Annotated in this window: 18 protein-coding genes; 12 read left to right on the top strand and 6 right to left on the bottom strand. The window is 70.7% G+C overall.

Annotation, left to right across the window (positions count from 1 at the left end; all coding sequences use genetic code 11):
• Positions 1-32 precede the first annotated feature (32 nt).
• From EDD93_RS33640 to EDD93_RS33630, 3 genes are all read left to right on the top strand, one after another.
• Positions 33-416, top strand: a complete 384-nt coding sequence (locus EDD93_RS33640; protein ID WP_123529815.1) for a VOC family protein — start codon at positions 33-35, stop codon at positions 414-416.
• Positions 417-564: 148 nt separating this feature from the next.
• Entirely contained in the window at positions 565-999 is a 435-nt protein-coding gene (locus tag EDD93_RS33635) for an SRPBCC family protein (protein WP_123529813.1), read from the top strand.
• Positions 1000-1160: 161 nt separating this feature from the next.
• Entirely contained in the window at positions 1161-1799 is a 639-nt protein-coding gene (locus EDD93_RS33630) for a hypothetical protein (RefSeq protein ID WP_123531563.1), read from the top strand.
• Between the two features lie 25 nt (positions 1800-1824).
• Here the strand turns inward: EDD93_RS33630 and EDD93_RS33625 are convergent, their stop codons facing one another.
• Genes EDD93_RS33625 through EDD93_RS33615 form a run of 3 tightly spaced genes read right to left on the bottom strand, consistent with a single transcriptional unit; the run spans position 1825 to position 6586 of the window.
• Positions 1825-3210, bottom strand: a complete 1386-nt coding sequence (locus tag EDD93_RS33625; protein WP_398906016.1) for an MFS transporter — start codon at positions 3208-3210, stop codon at positions 1825-1827.
• Entirely contained in the window at positions 3207-5216 is a 2010-nt protein-coding gene (locus EDD93_RS33620; protein ID WP_123529811.1) for a PEP/pyruvate-binding domain-containing protein, read from the bottom strand. The genes EDD93_RS33625 and EDD93_RS33620 overlap by 4 nt, the downstream gene beginning before the upstream one ends.
• Positions 5213-6586, bottom strand: a complete 1374-nt coding sequence (locus EDD93_RS33615; protein ID WP_123529809.1) for an acetyl-CoA carboxylase biotin carboxylase subunit family protein — start codon at positions 6584-6586, stop codon at positions 5213-5215. Before EDD93_RS33615 ends, EDD93_RS33620 begins: the two co-directional genes overlap by 4 nt.
• A 520-nt stretch (positions 6587-7106) precedes the next feature.
• On the opposite strand from EDD93_RS33615, the gene EDD93_RS33610 reads away from it, so the two are divergent.
• A complete protein-coding gene (locus tag EDD93_RS33610) occupies positions 7107-8264 on the top strand; it encodes a PAS domain S-box protein (protein ID WP_260256073.1) in 1158 nt (385 codons plus the stop codon).
• Between the two features lie 34 nt (positions 8265-8298).
• Here the strand turns inward: EDD93_RS33610 and EDD93_RS33605 are convergent, their stop codons facing one another.
• On the bottom strand, positions 8299-9162 hold the full coding sequence (locus tag EDD93_RS33605) for a helix-turn-helix domain-containing protein (RefSeq protein WP_123529805.1): 864 nt from the start codon (positions 9160-9162) through the stop codon (positions 8299-8301).
• Positions 9163-9313: 151 nt separating this feature from the next.
• Between EDD93_RS33605 and EDD93_RS33600 the strand changes: the two genes are divergently transcribed.
• The 7 genes from EDD93_RS33600 (at position 9314) to EDD93_RS33570 (ending at position 18070) form a co-directional block, all read left to right on the top strand.
• A complete protein-coding gene (locus tag EDD93_RS33600) occupies positions 9314-10360 on the top strand; it encodes an NAD(P)-dependent alcohol dehydrogenase (protein WP_123529803.1) in 1047 nt (348 codons plus the stop codon).
• Between the two features lie 141 nt (positions 10361-10501).
• The gene (locus tag EDD93_RS33595; protein ID WP_123529801.1) at positions 10502-11323 is read left to right on the top strand and encodes a FadR/GntR family transcriptional regulator; all 822 of its coding nucleotides are present in this window, start codon (positions 10502-10504) and stop codon (positions 11321-11323) included.
• A gap of 229 nt (positions 11324-11552) precedes the next feature.
• Positions 11553-12872, top strand: a complete 1320-nt coding sequence (locus EDD93_RS33590; protein WP_123529799.1) for a sugar ABC transporter substrate-binding protein — start codon at positions 11553-11555, stop codon at positions 12870-12872.
• Positions 12872-13834: a carbohydrate ABC transporter permease gene (locus EDD93_RS33585; protein ID WP_123529797.1), complete on the top strand. Its 963-nt coding sequence runs from the start codon at positions 12872-12874 to the stop codon at positions 13832-13834. Before EDD93_RS33590 ends, EDD93_RS33585 begins: the two co-directional genes overlap by 1 nt.
• A complete protein-coding gene (locus EDD93_RS33580; RefSeq protein WP_123529795.1) occupies positions 13831-14706 on the top strand; it encodes a carbohydrate ABC transporter permease in 876 nt (291 codons plus the stop codon). Before EDD93_RS33585 ends, EDD93_RS33580 begins: the two co-directional genes overlap by 4 nt.
• A 64-nt stretch (positions 14707-14770) precedes the next feature.
• A complete protein-coding gene (manD, locus tag EDD93_RS33575) occupies positions 14771-15985 on the top strand; it encodes a D-mannonate dehydratase ManD (protein ID WP_123529793.1) in 1215 nt (404 codons plus the stop codon).
• A gap of 18 nt (positions 15986-16003) precedes the next feature.
• Positions 16004-18070, top strand: a complete 2067-nt coding sequence (locus tag EDD93_RS33570; RefSeq protein ID WP_398906005.1) for a prolyl oligopeptidase family protein — start codon at positions 16004-16006, stop codon at positions 18068-18070.
• On the opposite strand, the gene EDD93_RS33565 is transcribed toward EDD93_RS33570, so the two are convergent.
• A complete protein-coding gene (locus tag EDD93_RS33565; protein WP_123529791.1) occupies positions 18039-19448 on the bottom strand; it encodes an MFS transporter in 1410 nt (469 codons plus the stop codon). The two genes, EDD93_RS33570 and EDD93_RS33565, sit on opposite strands and share 32 nt — an antisense overlap.
• 456 nt (positions 19449-19904) lie before the next feature.
• Here EDD93_RS33565 and EDD93_RS33560 point away from each other — a divergent pair, with 456 nt between their 5' ends.
• Positions 19905-22025, top strand: coding sequence for a phosphocholine-specific phospholipase C (locus EDD93_RS33560; RefSeq protein ID WP_123529789.1), 2121 nt, complete (start codon positions 19905-19907; stop codon positions 22023-22025).
• A gap of 199 nt (positions 22026-22224) precedes the next feature.
• Here the strand turns inward: EDD93_RS33560 and EDD93_RS33555 are convergent, their stop codons facing one another.
• Positions 22225-25002 carry a CDP-glycerol glycerophosphotransferase family protein gene (locus tag EDD93_RS33555; protein ID WP_123529787.1) on the bottom strand — a complete coding sequence of 926 codons (2778 nt, stop codon included), beginning with the start codon at positions 25000-25002 and terminating at the stop codon, positions 22225-22227.
• Positions 25003-25368 lie beyond the last annotated feature (366 nt).

The following is a 25368-nucleotide window of genomic DNA, read 5'->3' as shown; positions in this document are numbered from 1 at the left end:
GAGACCCGATGCCGGTGGACAGGAGGACGGCCATGGCGGTCGCGAAGACGAGTGTGCTGGTGCTGGACTGCGCGGAGCCGAACGAACTCGCCGAGTTCTACGCCGCGTTGCTCAACGCTGAGGTCCAGGTCGGGCAGGAGTTCGACATCGTCGAGATCGTGGGGAACGACGGGGTGCGTCTAGCGATCCGCCGAGACCACGGCTATGCGCCTCCCAGCTGGCCGAGGCCCGACGACTCCCAGCAGGCTCATCTGCGCATCCTGGTGGCGCGCGAGGACATGGACGAGGCGGAGCGCGAGGCGGTCGGCCTCGGTGCGCGTCCCCTGGACACGAAGGACAACGGGGGCACCCGCGACACCCGCCTCTATTCCGATCCCGCCGGGCACCCCTTCACACTGGCCACCCGGAACACCTGAGGTCCGCCCCGCGCACCCGGCGTCCGTCCGTGTGACCGCGTCCCGGTCCTCGCGCCGTGCGGGACCGGACCCCGTGATCCCACCGGGGCCCGCGACCGGCCACCGGCGCCGTGCACACACGAACCCACCCGCTCACCAAGGAGTACGCATGTCTTCCTCGATCGTCGAGACCGTCGATATCAAGGCCTCGGTGGCCATCAGCTGGGCGCTCTGGAGCGATGTGGAGCGGTGGCCCAGGTTCCTGAGCCATGTGCAGCGTGTCGATCCCCTGGACGAGCGCCGCTTCGCCTGGCAGCTCGCACTGCCGGGGGTCGACAAGGTCTTCGTCGCCGAGCTCACCGAGGTCGTGCCGGAGGACCGGATCGCCTGGAGGACGACGGAGGGCGTCCATCACGCCGGCGTCGTCACCTTCCACCGGCTGGATCACGAGTCGAGCCGGGTGGCCCTGCAGATCGAGTACGACCCCAAGGGATTTGTGGAGCACCTGGGGGCTCTCACCAACCTCGACTCGGTCCTGGCCAACTACGACCTCGGCGAGTTCCAGAAGCTGGCCGAGCGGACCGCCTCCGGAGACTTCGAGTGAACGTCCCCTGACCGGCCGGAGTGAGGATGCGCGGGGGCGGCGGCGCGGTGGGAGATCTTCCCGGTGTCTGCCCGCAGGGCATGAATATCTGCGGCATGATGTGACGTGCACAGAACAATCGCGTACTCGTGTGGTACGTCCCGACGAAGGGTGCCGCCGTCATGAACAGATCCACCTCCCGGGGTCTCGTCCGGGTGAGTCTCGCGCTGGCTGCCGCGGTGGCGTCGACCGTGCTGGTCGCGCCCGCGAGCACAGCTGTGCCGGGGACCGCCGCGGAGGCCGGGCGGACGTCCGCCGCCGCCCCGGCCGGTACCGAACGCCGTTGCGCCGTCGTGTACTTCGACTTGGGGGAGACCCTGGTGCATACGGCCGACGACGGCAGCACGAGCTACCTGCCCGACGCGTCCGCCTACCTGCGCGCGCTGCGCGAACGCCACATCGAGGTGGGCCTGATCACGAACGTGCCGTCCTCCTGGGGCGAGAGCGACGCCGAGCGCGCGGCCAGGCTCAAGAAGGAGGTCGACGCGGGCTGGACGGGCTCCGCGCCCTTCGCCTGGGACGATTTCGGCGACCGGATCCTCACCCCGCGCACCGAGGCGGAGCGCAAACCGGCGCCCGTTCTCTGGGAGCGCGCCGGTGCCGGCTCGGACGGCTGCCGCCTCGTCTACGAGGCCGAGACCGGCGAGGAGACCGATGTCGCAGCCTCGCTCGGCTACCTGGCCTACCAGGTCGGGCGCCCCCACCGGCCCGCCTTCCTGCCGGTCCGGCTGATCGAGCTCCTCGCACACCTGCCCCGCTGACCTCCGCGGCCGCTGCCGCCCCCGCTCAGGCAGGCGGGTCCATCCTGCCCGCCGCTGCGGGCGTTCGGGTGCCGGGGGCGGCCCCGCCCGGGTCGGCGGGATCAGCCGCTTCCGTGCGGCCGGGGCTTCGCCCGACCGCCCCGCTGCGCAGGACGAGTTGGAACGCCCCGAGCAGCACCGCCGTCGCCAGGGCGCTGTGCCACAGCAGTGCGTCCAGATGCCCTGCGGAGAGATAGGCGCCGGCGGCAACGGCAGCCAGCGCGCACACCGCACGGTCCACGATGCTCTCGATCGACAGCAGCGTGGCTCGCGGGGCGTGGGCGGGCACCGCGTCGTTCATCAGTTTGCGCTGGACCGGATAGGCGAAGCCGGTGGCGGCGGCGAACAGACAGAGCAGGGCGACGACGAGCCACGGGCCGCCCAGGGTGAGGCCCGCCAGGCCGGCTGCGAGCACCAGGCTGAGAACCGACACCCAGGCCACCGGTGTCAGCCGGCGGCTCAGCCACTGGGGGCGGGCCGAGGCGACCGCCTCCGCCACCGTCATGGCGGCCAGCACTCCGCCGTGCGAGGCCTCTCCGATGCCGTGATCCAGCAGGATGGGCTGGAAGAGGTTGACCTGGCAGATCCGGGAGAGGGTGAACACGGCCACGCCCTGCACCATCACCAGGGCGAGCCATGGCGAGGAAGCGACGCAGCGCAGCGCGGAGCCCGCGTCACGCAGGGACGCCCCGCCCCTGCCCCGGCGCCCCCTCCCGGCCGCGGCCGCCTTCCCCGCGCCGCCGGTGCGCGACGGGGCGGCGAGCCGGGGGAGCGCCACCGCGCAGACCAGGGAGCCCGCGGCGCTCACCGCGCTCAGGACGTACGGGGCCGTGTGGGCGAGAGCCATCAGGGGGCCGACCAGCGGCCAGCACACCACCTTGGCCGCCAGCCCCAGGGCCCGTGCCGTGCCCTCCGCCCGCAGATAGTGCTCGTCGCACTTCTCGGCGCGCAGCCCGTCGTACAGGTAGGCGCTCGCCGCTCCCGAGGTGAGCGAGCGGCCCGCCGCGATGGCGAGGAAGTGGACGAGGAAGCCGGTGTACGAGGGGCTGAACACCGGGGCCAGGTTCGCCGCCGTCATCACGACGGCCCCGGCCCGCAGGCAGTTACGGGTGCCGATCCGGTCGGCGATCAGCCCGGTTGGGATCTCGAACAGGCAGAAGGCCACGTAGTAGATGCTCTGGATGCCGAAGATCTGCCCGTCCGAGAGCCCGGCCTCCTTCTGGAAGGCGTAGAACACCGGCATCCACCACAGCAGGTTGAACAGCAGCTGGAAGCCCTGGTTGAGCCTGATGACGCGGCGGGCGGTGGCTGTCAGACCGTTGGCCGCCGCGCCCGCGCCCGTCCCGGGCTGCCACGGGAGACGGGGCCTCACAGCGCGTAGGGGCGGATCTGGACCAGGCGGAGTTCGTCCCGGTCGGTCATCAGCCACTCGATGTCCAGGGGCCTGTCCACGTCGGACGCGCAGAAGTGGGACTGCAGAAGCCGTCCGGTCAGGGACAGATCGGCGAGCCGGGCGCGGGTGGCGGCGGGCAGCCCCTCGCTCCAGGAGCCGAGGGCGACGGTGCGGCCCCCTCCCTCCACCGTGTTGTACAGGTACTGCTGGGGCAGGACCGAGCCCTCGACGACCTGCTCGGGCGAGCCGGGGGAGCAGTTGAGGTAGACATTGCGGAAGTCCTCGCGCCGCGTCGGGTTGCAGGTCACGAGCACACCGCCGAGGGAGGCGGGTACGTACTCCTGAATGATCACGCCCATGTACGTGTCGTCGAGCGAGATGCCGGCCTGGTGGCGCAGCCGCACACTGCGTGGCGACACGAGGGAGGCCCAGACCTGGCGTACCGCGTCGAGGAGTTCGCCGGGACCGCGCACGGTGGTCACCGAGTCGTAGACGCCTGCTGCGGAGAAGCCCGGCAGGTCCTCGGCGTTGGAGGAGGAGCGCACCACCAGACGGCGGCCCGCAGTGGGGGGTGCAGAGAGGGCCTGCTCGATCTGGCGGGTGACGGAGTCGGGCATGGGCGCGTGGCGGATCAGGTGCTGGAGCTGAAGGCAGAGCGGGTCCAGCATGTCGCCCGCGTCGAGTTCGAGCGCCATCTTCAGTTTGCCGATGCCCTGTTGGAGCGCGGGCGACGAGGTGAGGAAGCGGTGCTGCAGTGCGAAGGGCAGGGCGACACCGTCCGGCGCCTCGACCGTGCCGGCCACGAAGGCGCCGGCTGCCGAGCGGAGTTCGGCGGCCGAGGGCGCGTCCAGCCCGAGCCGGGCCGCGAGGTGCCCGTAGAGGTCCTCGCGCGGCGGGCGGGGACGCCCGTAGAAGGCGGTGAGGTCGGCTGTGCGGCTGTCGAGTACGTGGTGCAGTTCGCCGAGGTTGGCGGCCTTGGTGCCGTACCGGTCGCGGTCGGCGCTGCGCAGCCGGTACAGGGACATGACGGGCGCGTCCTGGAGGAACGGTGGTTCGAGGCGGATGCGCTGCTGGTGCCAGGCCGGGGCCTGCAGCACCGGCTCCCCGTCCTGCCGTTCCAGGGTGATCTCGTCCTCGCGGACCCGGTAGCGGACCCAGGCGCCGTCCAGGCCGTCCCGCTCGACGAGCTGTTCCAGGTCGCGCACGACGGCGTTGGGTATGCCCCAGCCCGCGGCGAGGACGTTGGTGTGCGAGAGCGGCGTGATCGGCGCGGTGTTGAGGAATCCGGCGGTGCGGGGCACGTCGTCCGGGACGCAGGGCATGGCGACGATGTCCGCCCAGCCGAGCCCGGCCGCCGAGGCCGCGTACTCCTCGGTGGAGCGGAAGAAGCGCAGCCGCCCGGTGGCGTCGCCCGGGTTGAGGGGAGTCCGGGTCCTGTTGCCGAAGAGTTCGTGGCTGAGGATGCGGGGCACCCGGGTCGCGCTGATCGCCGTGAGCTCCTCCTCCTGGCCGTGGTTCGCGGGCTTGAGCAGGAGCGGCAGGCTGCTGTCGAGGCGCGCCCGGACGAACACGTAGAAGGATTCGAGCAGCGCGCCGTGCATGGTGTCGGCCTCGGTCGTCTCCAGGACGAGGAAGGTGCGCTCGTTGCCCTCCGTCTCCTGCTCGGTGTGCAGGGACAGCACCCCGAGCAGGAAGCGGCGCTCGGGGTCCATGTAGACGGAGGCGTTGAACTCGTCGAGAGAGGAGTCGAGTTCGGCCAGTTCCATGCCGAGGATGCGGGTGGCCGTGTAGTTGACGTGGAACGGGTGCGCGGCCGTGTCGAGCAGGTGCCAGGTGTTCTCGGCCAGGTCGACGACGACCTTGAGGTACGGGTGACCGGCCAGGACTCCGGAGAGCGTGCGGAACAGTGGCAGCGAGAGGTTCCCGCCGACGACCGTCCGGTCCGTGGCGGGTTCCGGGGCTCCGGTGGTGAGGAGGGCGCTCATGCGGAGACTTCCTCGGCCAGCGCTGCGGGCAGGACCTGGGGCAGGGCGTCCACCAGTGTCTCGAAGTCGCGGAGCACGGTCTGCGGGTCGCCGGCGGACAGGAGGCACAGCGCCGCCATGGTGTTGGCGCCTGCGGCCGGGTCGTAGACGGGCACCGCGCTGCCGTCGGGGAGCGAACACTCCGCCACCACCGACAGTGCGCTGCCCCTGTCGAGCGGCGCGCCCGCCAGGACGGCCGGGAAGTCCCAGACCCGCCGGTCCGGCCAGGCCGCGCCGTCGCCGTCGACGGCGAGGACGACGAGGGACCCGGCGGCGCCGCGCGCCCGGTCAGGGGTACGGGCGTCGGCGGGCCAGTCCACCGGGCGGCCCAGGAGGTGGTCGACCAGCATGCCGACGAGGTCCAGACCGAAGACCTCCTCGATCTGCGGGACAGTCATCGCGCCGCCGAACCGGGCGGCTGTCTCGATCAGCCACATACGCCCCCCGGCGCCTAGCTTGATCTCGGTGTGCGTCCCGCAGTTCTTCAGACCGAGGGCGTCCACGGCCTGCCGGGCGAGGGCCACGACGCGGTCCTGGAGGTCCTGCGGCAGGGGAGCGGGCGTGATCCCCGCGCGCTCGGTGAACGGCTCGACCGTCGGCATCCGGCCGCTGAGACAGACCGGGTGGAAGACGCCGTCCGCCACGACGCCCTCGACGCTGACGTAGTCGCCCCAGCCGGGCTCCGCGAACCAGTCCGAGGCGGTGCCGCTCACTATCTCCTCGACGACGAAGTCGGCCTCGGCCTCGGCCACATGGAGTTCCGAGTAGCCCAACCGGGCTGATGCGGACATCACTTCACGCGAACGGCGCCAGGCGGCGGACACCTCGTGCGGGGAGCGGATGATCTGGTGCGCGGTGGAGCCGGCGCTCCAGGCCGCCTTGAGTAGCAGCGGGAAGGACAGGGCGCCGGTGGCCTCGCGCAGACCGGCCTCGGTGGCGACCGGGCGGAACTCGGGCTGGGAGAGACCGTGTTCCTGCCAGGTGCGCCGCATGAGCCGCTTGTCGCGAGCCAGGGCGGAGGCGCCCCCGGCTCCGGCGAGACCGAGTTCCTCGCAGGCCTCGGCGACGGCGACGACCGCGTACTCGGAGAAGGTGAGCACCGCGTCGGCGCCCACGGCCCGCGCATGCGAGGCGATCAGGGAGACCAGGTCGGTGCGATCCGCGTCGGCGGGTGTCACGACCGAGGCGCACAGGCTCGCCGCGGCGTCGGCCGCCGAGGCAGGAAGATCGCTGAGCGCCAGCAGGTGTACGTGCGACTTCGCGGCCGCCCGGGACAGGACGTAGCCGAGCGGTGGACCACCCTTGGCATGCACCAACAGCACCGTGCTCACTGAAGTTCGTCTCCATTCGTTCGTGTCGTCAGAATTGCGCGGGCCGGACAGCGTGTCCGGAACCCGGCTGGGGCTCGCCCCGGCGGCCGACCGGGCGGGAATGCCGGCCCCGCCCGTGACATGGTGTGTTCGCCCGTACACACAAGGGAATCAGGCGGCGGAGGGCCGCAACGCCCCCGGGAGCACCTTCCGCTCAGGCAAATGCCAGAGTTGCGGGCCGCCTCGCACCGCCGTCCGGCCTCGCACGCACCGATCGGTCTCCCGCAGGGGCGGGCCCACCGTTTCCAGGTCGGCCGAGAACCGGGCATGCTCGCGCTCCGCACGGGATACGCATGGCGATGGCACCCCGCTTCAGTCGGACGACCAAGAACGGAAGGCCCCTGTGGACGATTCAGGTCTGAAGGAAATGCTTGAGCATCTACGCGTGTCCTGGTGGGAGGCTGACGGACAGTGGCGCGTTCTGGCACGGGGAGGAGGCGCCTTCGCCGACTTACCCACAGCACAGCGATTTCTCGACCGGATGCGCCAGGAACTGCCGGCCCCGGGGCGCACACCCGCGAACGGCTGCCGCCAGGCCCTGTTCGACGGCCGCACCTTCGACGTGAGCTGGCACCTGGACGAGAACCGCGGCCGGGGCCGCACACGCGGACTCGCGGTGGAGGTCGGCGCCCGGACCGAGGGCCCGCGCCGGTACGCCGCGTTCGCCGACTTCGCCGATCTCGCCCCGGCCGCCGCCTTCATCCGGGACCGCGACGGGCGCTACCTCTGGGCCAACCACGCCTACGCCCACCTGTACGGCACCACTCCGGAGCAAGTCGTCGGCAAGTACATCGAGGACTTCGACGCCCAGGGCGACGCCGTTCAGTTCCGCGCGCTCGACCAGGAGATCCTGGCCCGCGGCAGGCCGGTGCGCCACACGCTCGGCTACCAGCGCTCGGACGGCACCACCGGCCAGGCGGCGGGCCACCGCTTCCCCGTGCAGGAGAACGGCCAGACCTGCATCGCGGGCATCTACGTGGACATCACCGAACACACCCGGGCGATGGCGCAGCGCCGGGAGGCGGAGGAGAACCTGCAGGCGCTGCGCGACCACAGCGGCCTGCCCTGCGCCCTCCTGTCGGCGAACGGCCGCGTCGTACAGGCGAGCGCGGCGGCCGCCGAACTGCTGGAGACCCGCAGCTCCGACCTCGTCGGCCGGCGCGCGCACACCCTGCTCGCCCCGACGCCCGACCTCGCTCAGCTGCACCGGAGATGGAACGGCCTGATAGCCCGCCGTATCAGGCGGGTGGAGACGTCCGCCGTGCTCGTCGACGTCCGGGGGCGGCAGCGCCGCGCGCAGCTGCATCTGACGACGGTCGGCCGGTCCGCCGCCCGTGCCCGTAACGTCTGGGCCGTCGTCACGCACCAGAGCCTCGTCCACGAAGCCCATGCGCCGCTCACCGCCGCGCAGATCCGGATACTCGCCCTCCTCGCGGAGGGCAGCAGCAACGGTGAGATAGCCACCTCGATGAGGCTGTCCCGGCAGACGGTCGACTACCACCTCAGCCGGCTGCGGGAACTGCTCGGTGCCGCGACCAGACCCGCCCTCGTCGCCCGTGCCTACGTCCTCGGCATCCTGGCACCCCGCGCCTGGCCCCCGCGCTCCGCCACGGCCACCCATCCGCTCAGCCCCACCTGAGGCGCGGCCCGGCCCGGTGCCCGGGGGAGCCCGGTCAGTGGTGTGCGGTCCGGGTGTCCGTGTCGAGGCCCCAGCTGGCGAGCAGCCGCATCGACTCCTCGGACGCCGAACCGGGCGCGGGATGGAACGTGATCAGGGACATGTCCTGATCGGCGGGCAGCTTCAGCGTCTCGTAGGACAGGGTGAGGTCGCCCACCAGCGGATGGTGCAGCCGTTTGGTGCCGTACCCCTTCTCCTGGACCGTGTGCGCTGCCCACAGCTTCCTGAACTCCTCGCTCTTCACGGAGAGCTCCCCCACCAGTGCGGACAGCTGCTGATCGTCGGGCCAGCAGCCCGCGCACAGCCGCAGGGCGCTCACCAGCTCGATGGCCTTGCACTCCCAGTCCACGTACAGGTCACGGGAGTTCGGATCGAGGAAGACGATCCGCGCCATGTTCCGCTCCTCGGGCGGCAGCGCCGTCTCGTCACCGAGCAGCGCCCGTGCCATCCGGTTCGACGCGAGGATCTCCATCCGCCGGCCCAGGACATACGCGGGCACCGACTCCATGGCGTCGATCAGATGCTGGAGCTCCGCCCGCAGCCGCTGCGGGCGAGCGGCGGCCGCCCGCTTCTTCTTCGTCTTCGGGTTCGCCAGGTGGGTGAGGTGGGCGTGCTCGGTGTCCGACAGCCGCAGCGCCCGCGCGATCGCGTCCAGCACCTCGCCGGAGACGTTCCCGCTGTTCCCCTGCTCCAGACGTGTGTAGTACGCCACGGACACCCCGGCGAGCTGCGCCAGCTCCTCGCGGCGGAGCCCCGGCACCCGGCGGGCCCGCCCGAGGTTCGGCAGGCCCACGTCCTCGGGCTTGAGCCGGCCCCGGCGGATGCGGAGGAATTCGCTGAGTTCGGCGCGCTGGTCCATGTCCTCCAGTATCCGGGTACGGCGCAGTGCTCAGCATGACCCTGCCGGTAGTACGCACAGCAGGCGTAGGCACAGCAGTGACCTGGGTGTTTGCCGGGGCAGGAGGCAGACTGGAACGGCAACCCCCCACTTCTGAGGAGATCGCTTCCGGATGACTGTCACCACCGTCGCCGCATACGCCGCACCCGCTCCCAAGGCTCCGCTGGAGCGCACGACCGTGCCGCGCCGGCCGGTCGGCGAGCACGACGTCCTCATCGACATCAAGTACGCCGGGATCTGCCACTCGGACATCCACCAGGCCCGTGACGGCTGGGGCAAGGGCATCTTCCCGATGGTTCCCGGCCACGAGATCGCCGGCGTCGTCGCCGAGGTCGGTCCCGGAGTCACGAAGTTCGCGGTCGGCGACCGGGTCGGTGTCGGCTGCATGGTCGACTCGTGCCGTACGTGCGACAACTGCAAGGCCGGCCTGGAGCAGTACTGCTCCGAGGGCAACGTCGGCACGTACAACGCCGTGGGCAAGGACGGCGAGCCCACCTACGGCGGGTACTCCACGCACGTGGTCGTCGACGAGAACTACACGCTGCGCATACCCGAGGGCATCGCGCTGGACGAGGCCGCCCCGCTGCTCTGCGCCGGCATCACGACCTATTCGCCGCTCGCCCACTGGAACGCCGGCCCCGGCAAGAAGGTCGCCATCGTCGGCCTGGGCGGCCTCGGGCACATGGGTGTCAAGATCGCCCACGCGCTCGGCGCCGAGGTGACCGTGCTCAGCCAGTCGCTGCGCAAGGAGGCGGACGGACTGAAACTGGGCGCCGACCACTACTTCGCCACCAGCGACCCGGCGACGTTCGAGCAGCTCAAGGGCTCGTTCGACCTGATCATCTCCACGGTCTCGGCGCCGCTCCCGCTGGACGCGTATCTCGCGCTGCTGCGGACGGACGGCGCGATGGTCAACGTGGGCGCACCGGAGGAGCCGGTGTCGCTGAACCTGTTCTCCGTCATCGGCGGCCGGAAGACCCTGGCGGGCTCCGGGATCGGCGGGATCCGTGAGACGCAGGAGATGCTCGACTTCTGCGCGGAGCACTCCCTCGGCGCCGAGATCGAACTGATCAGCGCGGACCGGATCAACGAGGCGTACGAGCGGGTGCTCGCCAGTGACGTGCGCTACCGCTTCGTGATCGACACCGCCACCATCTGACGCCCGGCCCGCCCCCGAGCCCTGCCCGGCCCGCAGGCGCGGGACACGGGGGCGGGCGGATGCCGCCGGGCCGAGGGCCGGGCTGGCAAGCAGCCGGTCAGGGCTCGTGTACGGGCCGCGACCGGCCTGTACGCTGCGATCATGCAGCCGTCCGCCCCTTCCTCCCCGTCAGGTTCCGAATGGCCGGGCCCGGTCGCGGACCCCGCCCGGCGCGGGCTCCTCACCGAGAGCATCGCCCGTCAGCTGGAGCACGACATCAGGTCCGGAGAGATCGCCGTCGGGACCAAGCTCCCCTCGGAGCGCGAGCTCGCCGCCCACTTCGGCTCCAGCCGCAACGTCGTGCGCGAGGTGCTGCGGCGGCTCGAGGCCCAGCACCTGATCGAAGTCGCCCCGGGGCGGGGCTCCTTCGTCCGGGAGCAGTCATCCGGGCAGGCCAGGGGGTACGACGCGCTGTACCGGGCCGGCCGGCCCACCGTGCGTCAGCTCATCGAGGCCCGGATCCCGCTGGAGGTGGAGATGGTCCGGCTGGCGACCGAGCGGGCGACGGACGAGGACATCGCGGCCATGCGGTCCGCGCGGGACGCCCTGGAGGCGGCCACCGACGTCGTCGTCAAGGCCCAGGCGGACATGGACTTCCACGACGCCATCGCCGTGGCGAGCAAGAACCCCGTCCTGCGGATCATGCTGTCCTCGATCAGCGGGATGATGTTCGAGATGATGCTCCGCTCGAACTCCGACCCGTCGATCGCCGAGGCCGGCGTGCCGCACCATCCGGAGATCTTCGAAGCGGTCGAGGCGCGGGACGTCGACCTCGCCTGCGTACGGATGCGGGAGCACCTGACGCTGGGGCTGCGCACCTACGGGGCGGATCTCGACCTGCGGGTCGACACCATGGCCCGCAACCACATCGAGACGCTGCTCGACCAGGCGGAGGGCCGCCGGGGCGGCGGATCCGGCGAGTAGCCGCCCACCGGTTCACCAGGGCTTCCCCGCACCGGCAGTTCTCCCGTTCCCCCACGGACAATTCCCCTCAGGGGCTGGTCGGCACGGCTCTTCTGCTGTTACGGTCCCGTCTGAAACAACTGGTCCTACCAGTTGGACCAGACGGTCGGGGTGGTGCGGACCGGGACGCGACACGCAGTCCCCGGCACCACGAGACCCGGCACCACACCGCACAGAGACGAGGACAAGGATGTCCACGAGCAGCCAGCTCCTGAGCCGGCGCGCCTTCGGGAGGCTGGCGGCAGGAGTCGCGGGCGCCGCCGGGGCGGGGGCGCTGAGCGCCTGTTCGGCCGGTGGCGGGAAGCCCACGGCCGGTACGCCGCTGCGGATCATGGCCATCAACCACGTGTGGTCCCAGGCGATCAAGCGCCGCATCAAGGAGTTCGAGGACCGGATCGGACGGCGGGTCTCCATGACCCTGCTCACCGCCGACCAGTTGTCGAGCAGCTACAACGTCAAGCTGAACGCCTCGGGCACCGACGTCGACGTCATGATGGTCCGCGCACTCCAGGAACAGCTGGTCTTCGGCCACAACGGCTGGCTCGCCGACCTCAGCGACCGGGTCGAGGACGACGCGGAGTTCGACTGGCCGGACTTCCAGAAGGCCCCGCGCGAGGCGTCCGTGACCGCCGGAAAGGTGCTGAGCGTCCCGGTGGTGACCGAACGCCCCGCGCTCTACTACCGCAAGGACCTGGTCGAGGACCTCGGCGGGCCGCCGCGCACCCTGGACGCGCTGATGGACGCCGCCCGGGAGCTGACCCGGCGCGACAAAGGCTTCTACGGATACGTCGGCCGGGGCCAGCGCAGCGGCGCCGTCTCCCAGTGGTCGAGCTTCCTCTACTCGCACGGCGGGGACTTCGTCATCGACGGGAAGTCCGGCATCGGCAGCCCCGAGGCCCTGGCCGCGTACGAGTACTACGGCAGCCTGCTGGCCAAGGCCGGCCCGCCCGGCGCGACCAACATGAGCCTCGAACAGGCGATGCCGATCTTCGCCCAGGGCAAGGCGGCGTTCTACATCGACGCCGACGCGATCTACAGCAGCTTCCTCGACCCCAAGGTGTCCAAGGTGCGCGAGAGCGTCGGCTTCGCGCCCTTCCCGGCCGGACCGGCAGGCGCCAGACCCCACAACATCCCGTCCTGGAGCCTCGGCATCAACACCTTCTCCCTTCTGCGCGACGACGCCTGGGAGTTCATCAGGTGGGCCGCGGGGCCCGGGATGTCGGCCGCCCTGCAGTCCGACGGCATACCCGGCGCCCGCTCCTCGGTGTGGTCCGACCCGAAGACGCTGGCCTCCTTCCCGCCGGACCTCGCCGAAGCCATGCGGCTCAACGCCGAACGCGGTCGCGGCTACGACCGGCCCCGGGTCCTCCAGGTCGGCCGGGCCCGCGACATCGTCGGCCGTCCACTGGTCGCGGGCATACTCGGCGAGTCCGTACCGCCGGTCGCACGCGACGCGGACGCGGAGTTCGCCGAGTTCCTCGTACGCGACAACCGCCACAAGGAGTCCTGATGTCCACCACCGAGGTCTCCGCGGCCCGCGCCACCCCCCGCCCGCCGCAGACGACGGCGCCCCGCGCACGCCGGCCCCGCACCTTCGACCAGGCCAACCGGCGGCTGAAGTGGATGATGCTCGCCCCGGCACTGCTCTTCGTCGGCCTGATGATCGTCTTCCCGCTGGCCTTCACCCTCGACCTCAGCCTCACCGACGCCTTCGGCGCCGTGAACGCGGGCAAGAGCCACATCGGCCTGCGCAACTTCGCCGACGCACTGGAGGACACCCGCAGGTTCTGGCCGGCCGCCCGCCGCACCCTGGTCTTCACCGTCGGCGCCGTGGTCCTGGAGACGGTGCTCGGGCTCGCCCTGGCCATGCTGATGCGCAAGCCGTTCCGGGGAATGCGCTGGGTGCGCACCGTCCTGATCATCCCGCTGCTCGCCACACCGGTCGCGATCGGCATCCTGTGGCTGCTGATCCTGGATCCCACCAACGGGATCGCCAACCACCTGCTCGCCGCCGTCGGCCTGCCCCGGCAGGAGTTCCTCGGCTCCGTCAGCCAGTCGCTGCCGACGCTGATGCTCATCGACGTATGGCAGTGGACGCCGATGATGACGCTGCTGCTGCTCGCAGGGCTCACCACACTGCCCGAGGAACCCGAGGAGGCCGCGCTGGTCGACGGAGCCAATGGCTGGCAGCGGTTCCGCCACGTCATCCTCCCGATGCTCGGGCCCACGCTCGCCACCGCCCTCGTACTGCGCGCCGTCGACGCGCTGAAGACATTCGACATCCTCTACGCCACCAAGGGCGCCGGCGGCGGATCGGACTTCGAGGTGGAAACCCTCAACGTCTACGCCTACGGGCTGACCTTCGACTACCAGGAGTACGGGCTCGCTGCCGCCGTCCTGGTCCTGTTCACGCTCTTCATCATCGGCGTCGTGGTCCTGCTGCGCCGCCGTGGCGGAAGGAAGAACGCATGAGTGCCACCGTCTCCCGCGCCACCCGGCCCTCCGGCGCCCCGCACACCGCTCCGCGGGCCCGCAGGCGCCGGGGCGGGGCGTGGCTGCGCGGCACCGCCATCACGATCGTCACGCTCGTCTTCGCGCTGCCCCTCGTGTGGATGTTCGCCGCCGCCTTCAAAACCAACGTGCAGGTCACCGACCCGTCCGTCGGGCTGTGGTTCAGGCCCACCCTGGACAACTTCCGCAGCATCGTGGAAGCCGGCCAGATCGTCCGGTCGATGGGCAACTCACTGCTGGTCGGGGTGGTGTCGACGGTCCTCTCCGCCGTCATCGCCGTACCGGCGGCCTGGGCGGTGGGCCGGTTCAACATGCACCGCACCGGCTCCCTGATCCTCGTCGCGCGCATCGTCCCGGCGATCTCGCTCCTCGTCCCCTGGTACTACCTGTTCGCCCGGATGGGACTCGTCGGCTCCTACACCGTGCTGGTGCTGAGCCACATGTTCGTCTCCGTCCCGCTGATCATGTGGATCATGATCAGTTTCTTCGCCGGGCTGCCGGTCGAACTGGAGGAAGCCGCCCGCACCGACGGACTGAGCGCCTTCGGCGCCTTCTGGCGCATCTCGCTGCCGCTCGCGGCGCCGGGCACCGCGACCGCCTCGCTGCTGGCCTTCGTCTTCAGCTGGAACAACTTCATGTTCGCGCTGGTCTTCGCCGACGACCGCACCCAGACCGTGCCGGTGACGCTGTTCAACTTCATCTCCTACGCGAGCACCGACTGGGGCGGGCTGATGGCGGCCGCCACCCTCATCACCGTGCCCGTCGTACTGGCCGCCGTCCTCGGACAGAAATACCTGGTCGCCGGGCTGACCTCCGGCGCCACCAAGGGCTGAGAGCCCACCGCCCGGCCCAGGGCCGACCCGCACGCCCTCCGACATCCGGAAAGAGAACACACGCATGAAGATCGTCGACGCCAAGGTCGTCGTCACCAGCCCCGGCCGCAACTTCGTCACCCTGAAGCTGACGACCGACGAGGGGCTCACCGGCCTCGGGGACGCCACCTTGAACGGCAGGGAACTCGCCGTCGTCAGCTACCTCACCGACCACGTCGTACCCCTGCTCACAGGCCTCGACCCGCACCGGATCGAGGACACCTGGCAGTCCCTGTACCGGGGCGCGTACTGGCGGCGGGGACCGGTGACGATGGCCGCCATCGCAGCCGTCGACGTCGCGCTGTGGGACATCAAGGCCAAGGCCGCGGGGCTCCCGCTCTACCAGCTGCTCGGCGGCGCCAGCCGCGAACGCGTCCGCACCTACGGCCACGCCAACGGCCGGGACATCCCCGAACTCCTCGACTCCGTACGGGCCAGGCTCGCCGAGGGCTACCCCGCCGTCCGCATCCAGTCCGGCATACCCGGCCTCAAGGCCGTCTACGGGGTGTCCGACACCGACGGCGACGGCGCCCAGATCCTCCACCAGCAGGCGCGCCCCCTGGTGGAGGACTGGGACACCGAGGCGTACCTCCGCCACATGCCCGCCGTCTTCGACGCGGTACGCGCCGAGTTCGGCGCCGAACTGCCGCTCCTGCACGACGCCCACCACCGGCTCACCCCGGTCCAGGCCGCCCGGCTCGGCAAGGACCTGGAGCCCTACCGGCCGTTCTGGCTGGAGGACTGCACCCCCGCCGAGAACCAGGAGGCGCTGCGCCTGGTGCGCCGCAGCACCACCACGCCACTGGCCATCGGCGAGGTCTTCAACACGGTCCACGACTACCAGTCACTGATCACCGAGCAGCTGATCGACTACGTGCGGTCCGCCGTCACCCACTTCGGCGGTGTCACACCGCTGCGCAAGCTCTTCGACTTCGCCGCCCAGTACCAGATCCGGAGCGCCGTGCACGGGCCGGAGGACATCTCCCCGGTCGGCATGGCCGCCGCCGTCCACCTCGACCTGGCCGTCCACAACTTCGGCATCCAGGAGTACTCGGGCCACACCGCCCGCACCCACGAGGTGTTCCGGCACTCCTACACCTTCACGGACGGGTACCTGCACCCGGGCGAGGCCCCCGGCATCGGGGTCGAGCTGGACGAGGAGCTGGCGGCCGCCCACCCGTACGCCCAGGCGTACCTTCCGGTCAACCGGCTCCACGACGGGACCGTCCACGACTGGTGATCCGCCGGGCATCGGGGGATGTGGTCCCGCCGCGCGTCCCGGGCCTGCACAATTCGGGGTGTGATCGAAAACGACCCGTACCTGTGGCTGGAAGACATCGAGGGTGAGGCCGCGCTCGCGTGGGTGGCCGAACGGAACGCCGAGACGGCGGCCGCTCTGGCCACCGACGCCGGGTTCGCCTCCCTGAAGAAGGGGCTGCGCGAGGTGCTGGACGCCTCGGACCGCATCCCGTACACCGTCCGGCGCGGAGAGCACCTCTACAACTTCTGGCGCGACGCCGGGCACGTGCGCGGCCTCTGGCGGCGTACGACGATGGAGCAGTACCGCAAGGACGACCCCGAGTGGGAGGCCGTCCTCGACATCGACGCGCTCGCCGCCGCGGAGGACGAGAAGTGGGTGTGGGCCGGTGCACGGGTCCGGCACCCCGAGTACGACCGCGCCCTGGTGTCCCTGTCGCGCGACGGCGGTGACGCCGTCGTGATCCGCGAGTTCGACCTCGCCACCCGGACCTTCGTCGAGGACGGCTTCCGGGTGGCGGAGGCGAAGACGCGGATCGGGTGGATCGACGCCGACACCGTCTTCATCGGCACTGACTTCGGTCCCGGCTCACTGACCGACTCCGGCTACCCGCGCACGGTACGCAGATGGCGGCGCGGCACACCCGTCGAGGACGCCGTCGAGGTGTTCGAGGCCCGGACACAGGACGTCGCGGCCGGCGGCCGGCACGACAGCACCCCCGGCTTCGAACGCGACTTCGTCCACCGGGCGCTGGACTTCCACCACAGCGAGACGCACCTCCTGGCCGCCGACGGCACACTCGTCAGGATCGACGTTCCGGACGACGCCGACGCCTACGCCCACCGCGAGTATCTGATCGTGAGCCCGAAATCCGCCTGGCTCGGGCACCCGGCGGGCTCCCTGCTCGCGTTCGGCTTCGACGCCTTCCTCTCGGGCGACCGCACCGCGCAGGTGCTGTTCACCCCGGACGAACGGACGGCCCTGGCCGGCCACTCCTGGACCCGGCACCACCTGATCCTGGAGACGATGCGCGACGTCAGCACCCGTATAGAGGTGCTGACCCCGGGCCCCGGCGGCTGGACCCGCAGCCCGCTCGCGGACGTCCCGGCGCTGTCCGCCGTCAGCGTCGTCGACACCGACCCGGACGTCTCCGACGAGTACTTCCTGGACGTGTCGGGATTCCTGCAGCCGTCCACCCTCTACCACGGGGAGATCGGCGCCGGATCGGAGATCCTCAAGCAGGCCCCGGCCCGCTTCGACACGGCGGGCCTCTCCGCGCAGCAGCACTTCGCGACCTCCCAGGACGGTACGCGGGTGCCGTACTTCGTGATCGGCCCCGACCGCTCCGCCCCCGGGCCCGCCCTGCTCTACGGGTACGGGGGCTTCGAGGTCTCCCTCACCCCGTACTACGCGGCCTCCACCGGCCGTGCCTGGCTGGAGCGCGGCGGCACCTACGTGATCGCGAACATCCGGGGCGGCGGCGAGTACGGACCGCGCTGGCACCGGGCGGCGCTCGGCGCGCAGCGGCCACGGGCCTTCGAGGACTTCGCGGCGGTCGCCGAGGACCTCGTCGCCCGGGGCATCACCACCCCGGCCATGCTGGGCGCGGCGGGGGGCAGCAACGGCGGCCTGCTCATGGGCGCGATGCTCACCCGCTACCCGCAGCTGTTCGGCGCGATCGTCGCCCAGGTACCGCTCCTGGACATGCTCCGCTTCCACGAGCTGCTCGCCGGCGCGTCGTGGATCGCCGAGTACGGCGACCCGGACGACGAGGGAGACCGCCCCCACCTGCGCACGCTGTCCCCGTACCACCGGCTCGGCGCGGATCAGGACTACCCGCCGGTGCTCCTGACGACCTCGACCCGCGACGACCGGGTCCACCCCGGCCACGCCCGCAAGGCGGCGGCGCGGCTGCGGGAACTGGGCCACCGCGTCCTGCTCCACGAGAACACCGGCGGCGGCCACGCGGGCGCCGGCGACAACGAGCAGGCCGCCCACAACAACGCGCTGATGCACACCTTCCTGTGGCAGCACCTCACTCCACGGGTTCGGCCGGCCTCCGGCTGACCGAACGGGCGTCCGCGGCCACCGCCGCGGGCGCCGCCCGGCCGCTGTCCGGCTCCACGTCCGCGAGGTCCCGGTGCCGGGTCTCCTCGGCGCAGACGACCGCCAGTACGGTGATGAGCGCCGCGGCGATGACGTACAGGGCGATGGGCGTCGAGCTGTCGTAGTCCGCGAGCAGGGCGGTGGCGATGAGCGGGGCCGGGGCACCGGCCGCGACGGACGAGAACTGGGCGCCCATCGAAGCGCCCGAGTACCGCATCCGGGTCGCGAACATCTCGGAGAAGAACGCCGCCTGCGGCGCGTACATCGCCCCGTGGAAGATCAGTCCGACCGTGACGGCGAGCAGCAGGCTCCCGAAGCTCCGGGTGTCGATCAGCGCGAAGAAGGGGAACATCCACACCCCGACCCCGACCGCGCCGAACAGGTAGACCGGCCTGCGGCCGACCCGGTCGGAGAGCGCGCCCCACATCGGGATGACGGCGAAGTGGACGGCCGAGGCGATGAGTACGGCGTTGAGAGCCGTCTGCTTGCTGAGGTCCGCCGAGGTCGTCGCGTAGACGAGGATGAACGCCGTGATGACGTAGTAGCTGATGTTCTCCGCCATCCTGGCGCCCATGGCGATCAGCACATCGCGCCAATGGTGCCGCAGGACGGCCACCACAGGCATCCTCTCCGCCGCCCCGGCCGCGGCCTCGCGCTCAGCTGCCCGTACGAGCGCCGCCTTGAACAGGGGCGATTCATCGACGGAGAGACGAATCCACAGACCGATGACGACCAGCACACCCGAGAGCAGGAACGGGATGCGCCAGCCCCAGGACTCGAAGGCCGTGTCCGACAGCACGGCGGTGAGCGCGGAGAGCACCCCGGTGGCGAGCAACTGCCCGGCGGGCGCCCCGGTCTGCGGCCACGAGGCCCAGAAACCGCGCCGCCTCGCATCGCCGTGCTCCGACACCAGCAGCACGGCGCCGCCCCACTCACCGCCGAGGGCGAACCCCTGCACCAGCCGGAGCACCGTGAGCAGCACCGGGGCCGCGGCCCCGACGGTGGCATGGGTCGGCAGCAGCCCGATCGCGAAGGTCGCGCCGCCCATCATCAACAGGCTGAGCACCAGCAGCTTCTTGCGCCCGAGCCGGTCGCCGTAGTGCCCGAAGACCAGCGCGCCGATCGGCCGTGCGGCGAACCCGACGGCATACGTGAGGAAGGACAGCAGGGTTCCGACGAGCGGGTCGGAGTCGGGGAAGAACAGCTTGTTGAAGACGAGGGCGGCCGCTGAGCCGTAGAGGAAGAAGTCGTACCACTCGATGGTCGTGCCGATGAGGCTGGCGGCGACGATGCGGCGGAGATTGGAGGCGGGTGGGGGAGCGGTTGCTGCGGAGGTCATCGGTACCACTTCCGGAACGGTCGGCGGGGACGGAGACGTGTCGCCACACCGTAGGAAGGGGCAGGTCAGGGGCGTATGTGGTGGGACACCATACTTCGCGTGGGCGGTGTGCGGGCGGGCGCTACGGGGGCGTGATCGGGAGCCGGGTCCGTCGCTTCCAGCGGGCCCGGACGGGGCTGTCGGCACGCTGACATCAGCTCCGCCTGGGAAACGGCGACCCGGAGCGAAGGTGAGACGGACCCGTCGCTGGACCTGTCGTTCACGGCCGGGACGAACGTGCTCGTCGGCGAGAACGACGGCGGAGAGGCGGCGATCATCTGCTGGGGTGCGTGCTGGACGCTTGGACTTTCCCGTACGACCTGTTGGAGGTTCACCGCGACGCCGTACGAAATCCTTCCCCGCGACACCCGGCTTGATTAGTTTCCCGGCTGTACGACAGGACTCGGGAGGCTCAACTTGACCACGGACATTTCACGGCGACGGCTCTTCGCGTTCGGCGGTGGTGTGCTCGGCGCTGCGGCGGCGGGGTCGCTGCTGCCGCCTTCGCTGCAGGCCGCGATAGCCGCCGAGCCTGCGCATTCGGTCGGGCCCGGAGGCGGTGACGGGCTCGGAGCCATCAAGCACGTGGTGATCCTGATGCAGGAGAACCGTTCTTTCGACCACTACTTCGGGACGCTCCGGGGCGTACGCGGCTTCGGTGACCGCAACGCCGTCGAGCTGCCCTCCGGCAAGCCGGTCTTCGAGCAGCCCGCACCGCTGGGCGCCTCCGTTCTGCCGTTCCCGGTGCGCGGTGCCGCCGAGACGCAGAAGAAGGACCTCCAGTACATCGGTGCGCTCGACCACTCCTGGAGCGGCGGCGGCAAAGCGTGGGCCGGCGGGTGGATGAACGGCTGGGTGACCACGAAGACGGCCGCCACCATGGCGTACTACGACCGCCGTGACATCCCCCTGCACTACGAGCTGGCCGACACCTTCACGGTCTGCGACGCCTACCACTCCTCCATCCACTCCTCGACCAGCCCCAACCGCAACCACCTGTGGAGCGGGAAGACAGGCAACGAGCCGAACGGCAAGCGGGCCGTCGGGAATGACGCGTACGACGAGGGCACCCACCCCGGATACGACTGGGGCACCTATGCGGAACGACTGGAGAAGGCCGGGCGCAGCTGGCGCACGTACACCGAGTGGGAGAACTTCACCGACAACCAGATCGAGTTCTTCGCCACCTTCAAGGCCATCGCCCGCAAGGCGCTGGCGAAGACCGGCGGGCACACGTACATGGAGTCGTTCTACTCCGCCGTGCGGGACGCGGACGCAGCCGGGCGGGAACGGCTGTTCGGCCTGCTGGAGGAGGGCGTCGCCACCCTGGACAAGGCCGAACGCCGCCTCTTCGAGAGGGCGTTGCGCCGGGTGGAGACCGGAACACTGGCCGACGAGTTCGCCAAGGACGTGGCGGCCGGCACCCTGCCCGAGGTCTCCTATCTGGTGCCTTCCGCCGTCGACTCGGAGCACCCGAGCGTCTCCTCGCCGATCCACAGCGCGACGATCGTCTACAAGGTCCTGGACGCGCTGGGCAAGCACCCCGACGTGTGGCGGCACACCGCCGTCATCATCAACTACGACGAGAACGACGGCTTCTTCGACCACGTGCCGCCGCCGGTCGCCTCGCCCGAGGTGACCGAGGAGCAGTGGGAGGGCAAGCCCACCGGCCTTGGCATGCGGGTGCCGATGCTCGTCGTGTCGCCATGGACCATCGGCGGCTACGTCTGCTCCGAGGTCTTCGACCACACCTCTGTGATCCGCTTCCTGGAGCGCTGGACGGGGGTGAGGGAACCGAACATCGGCGACTGGCGGCGCACCGTCACCGGCGACCTGACCTCGGCTTTCGACTTCTCGCGAGGACGCCGGCGACCCGAGGTGGAGCAGCCGGGCGCAATCCCGCCGTTCAGCGGCCGCTGGTCGCCCAGGCCGCCACTCGTGCAGCACATGCCCGTGCAGGAGCGGGGGGCCCGTCCGGCCCGTGCACTGCCGTACCAGCCGGACGCGCAGGCGAAGGTGGTGGATGGTGCGGTGCGGCTGGCCCTCAGCAACACGGGTCGTTCGTCGGCGCACTTCGCGTTGTATCCGTACGCGGGCGAGTTCCCCGTGCCGCAGCACCGGGACGTGAAGGGCACGGCACAGTGGGTGGTGCCCGTCACCGGCGCGGCGTACCGGTTCACGGTGACAGGGCCGAACGGCTTCCGCCGCGAGTTCGCCGGGTCCACGAAGGACGGTGCTCCGGCCGAGGTTGCGTCGCGGATCGACGCCCGTGAGCGCGATCTGCATCTCACGCTGCGCAACACGGGCCGGACGACGCTCACTTTCACGGTGCGGCCGCGGGGATACGTCGACGAGGCGGATCTGAGCGACTGGACCAGGACCGTCAAGGTCAAGCCGGGGCGCAGCCGCACGATGGTGCACTCGGCTGCCGACGCGCATGGCTGGTACGACTTGGACGTCACGGTCGGCGGGGACGACGCCTTCCGGCGTCGGCTGATGGGGCACATCGAGAACGGCCGCGCGAGCGTCTCGGGCTGACCCGGTCCGGGCGGTGGGCGTCCATGGTCCGGCGACCCGCCGTTCCGGCGTTCGGCCGGCCTTGTGGGTTGCCCCAGCAGACGCTTCGTCTGCTGGGGCAACGACAGGACGGGATGGCGTCGATCAAGGGACCGGAGCCTGGGTGCTGAGGTATTCGCTGACCGCGCGACGGTTGGTTCCCGTCATTCGCGATCTTGTCTCAGCCGTCGGTCAAGGCTGCGGAGTGCGGACCGCCGAGGAGCATGCGGTCCACGACCCGTGCTGTCGCGAGACCGTCCCCGGGCTCGCAGAAGTCCCTCTTGAACTGGGCGTACTTCTCCCGGAACTGCGCTTTGACGGCATCGACGTCGCGCAGGGCCTTGACCAGTTCTTCGGAGGTCTCCACCAGCGGGCCGGGCGCCCGGGTGGTGAAGTCGAAGTACAAGCCGCGCAGCGTGTCCCGGTAGTGCTCCAGGTCGTAGGTGAAGAACAGCATCGGCTTGTCCGAGTGCGCGAAGTCGAAGAGCGCCGAGGAGTAGTCGGTGATCAGCACATCGGCGACGAGGTACAGATCGGCGATGTCCGGGTAGCGGGTGACATCCCACACGAAGCCCCGGCCGACACCCGGCACGCTGCCGTGGACCTTCGGGTGCTTGCGGAAGAGCAGCACATGATCGTGACCGAGTTCGGCCTGCGCCGCGGCCAGGTCGATCCGCAGGTCGAGTTTGTACAGCTTGCTCGCGTGCCGCTGGTCTTCCCGCCAGGTAGGAGCGTAGAGCACCACCTTCTTGCCCTCGGGCAGGCCGAGCCGCTCCCTGACCCGCGCGGCGCGCGCGTCGCGGTCGGGGGTGTAGAAGACGTCGTTGCGCGGATACCCGCTCTCGAGCAGGTCGCCTTCGATGGAGTACGCCCTGCGCATGATTTCCGTGGTGTACGCGTTCGGCGACACCACGAAGTCGAACTGCCGGTAGCTGTGCGGCAGGCCGGCGATATAGGAGGGGCTCGACTGGGGAGAGCCGAGCAGGTCCTTGCCGATCTTCTTCAGCGGTGTGCCGTGCCAGGTCTGCACGACTCGCTGCCCGGGGCGGGTGACGAACCAGTCGCCCACCGCGGTGTTGGTGACGACGTAGCGGCTGCGCGCCAGTGCCTCGTACCACTCGCGGCTGCCCGCGGCCACCACGCGCGCCTCCGGCGGCATCTCGGGCAGCCCGCCGTCCTGGGTCCAGATGTGCTCGACCTCGGCCCCCCGGCGCACCAGCTCCTCGTAGACCGACCGGGGCGAGTCCGAGAACTGCTTGCCCCCGAGGCTCAGGTAGACGACCGCATCGCGCAAGGGGAGCTTGCGCTGCTCGTGGAAGTACGCCTCGCGCAGTATGCGCTGCCGGTAGGCGCCGTGCTCGTCGGGGCCGAGCAGCCGCTCCGGCTCGATGAAGATGCGGTCGAAGTAGCGGCGGTCCACGGTGTAGGCACGCTGCGGGCCGCTGAAGCGCATGGGCAGTTCCCCGACCTGCTCCGGGCGCAAGGTCACCGGGACGTCTCCGGACTTGTCCCAGGCGTCCACGTCGCGGAAGAACACGTACCAGCGACCGGGGCACAGGGGAAGGTCGGGACCGTTCACCTGAGGGGCTTGCTCGGGCTCGATCCGGAAGGTGAACCGCCCGTCGGCCAGATGGACCGGCAGTTCCTTCTCCTCGAAGCGGACGCCGTGCCGCAGGATGACCTTCTTCCGGGCCGCCTCCTCGCTGGGATACGTACCCTCGAGCACCAGCTCTCCCGACCCCGTCTCGGTCATCGTGTCGACCACGGGTCGGACGGCTCGGGTCGCCAGCATCAGTTTGCCGGGTCCGTCGCGGTGGACGGCCAGTTCACGGCCGGGGGCAAGCCAGTGCCTGCTGGTCGTGAAGCCCTCGGCGAGGAGGGCGTCCTGGCCGAGGCCGTCGGCTCCCCGCAGGGTCACCTTGAACTGGAGGGTCTTGATTCCCGGCTGGTCGTTCGCGACCAGCCGGTCGAGTCTGAAGACCGATTGGTAGCGCCGGAACGTGTCGGCGGAACCGGACAGGGGAGTGAGGGGGCTGTCGACTTTGGTGTCGCCTTCGACGATGCGCACGGCGGTGGGGACCTCGGCGCCGGCGCGCGCCCTGGCGACCAGGAGCAGTTCGCCGTCCGTGACGGTGCAGGACTCGATCTCGACAGGGGGCTGCTGCACCGTGATGCTCACGGCATTCTTGGTGAAGCCGACCACGAGACGTGAGCCGTCCGCCAGGTGACGGACGTGGTTGTGCCCAGCGGTGCCGGCGTCGCGCTGGCGCACCCGTGCGCCGTAGACCCCGCCCGGTCCCGGTATCCCGACATAGAGGAACCACTGGCCGGGACCGCGCCCGGCGAGCTCGCGCAGCCGGCGAGCGGAGACGACGACTTCGAAACCCGTGTCGTCGTAGCAGTGGAGCGCCTGTCCGGAGGCGACGGTTGCCTGCTCGTTCCTGGTGCGGCGCAGGCGCAGCTTTATGCGGTCGCCGGTCTCCCCGTGCTCCAGCACCGCGAACCGGCCCATGATGCGACCCGACGGTCGTGACAGGTTCGCGACAAACGCGTATCCTTCCCACACCAGATCGTCGCCGCGCCAGTCGACCGAGGTGAGCTGCGCCGTCACCGGCAGGTCGCGGCTCTTGAGCGCGGCTATCCGGTCGGGCAGTGCGAGGTTCCGCAGCCCCGGCAGCGCCAGCCGGGGGCGCCGGGTTCCTGTCACGAGGAAGGCGCCCGGGTCCCTGCGCCGGCTCCGGACCACCTTGACGAGATCCTCGGCACGCCCCTCGGAAGCGAGATGCCACATGACGCGCTCGCCCGGAGGCAGGCCGGTGAGGGCTCCCTCGCCGTGGGTGTCGAGCAGGTTCCGCGCCGCGGCACGCAACTCCTCGCGCTCGGCCTGTGAGCTCTCGGGAAAGAATCGCAAGGTCCTCCGCACTCCTGCCGATGCGAGATCGGCGAGAGACTGCGCCATGAGTAACACCCTTCTTCAACCCTGACCATTCAACGGAATTGGTCGTGTGGGTGGACCGGTAGCAGAAAGGTGCCGCTGACCTGCAAGGATGCGAGTGTCTAGGTCGTATCCGTTGCGAGAGCCGGGGCACCTTTCCGGTGAGCGAGCGTACAGGGTGGCCTCGTCGGCTGCGTGTACGGGCCGACGATAAAGGGTTGTTCGGGTACGCCGGGGCATTTCTGCCGCATCGGCGCGCGAACCGGGTGGAGTTGACCAGGGTCACGGCTGGTGCGCTGCGGGTCGGCGGGCGGGCGCCGACACGGGGAGGCGGCCAGGAGGCGGGCGTCCCGGTGCGATGCGGACGGTTCGGTCCAGGCCGGTCATTTT

The organism is Streptomyces sp. 840.1 (assembly GCF_003751445.1).
GTDB lineage: Bacteria > Actinomycetota > Actinomycetes > Streptomycetales > Streptomycetaceae > Streptomyces.
The sequence above is the reverse complement of the archived record's forward strand: the minus strand, read 5'-3'. Positions and strand labels throughout refer to the sequence as shown.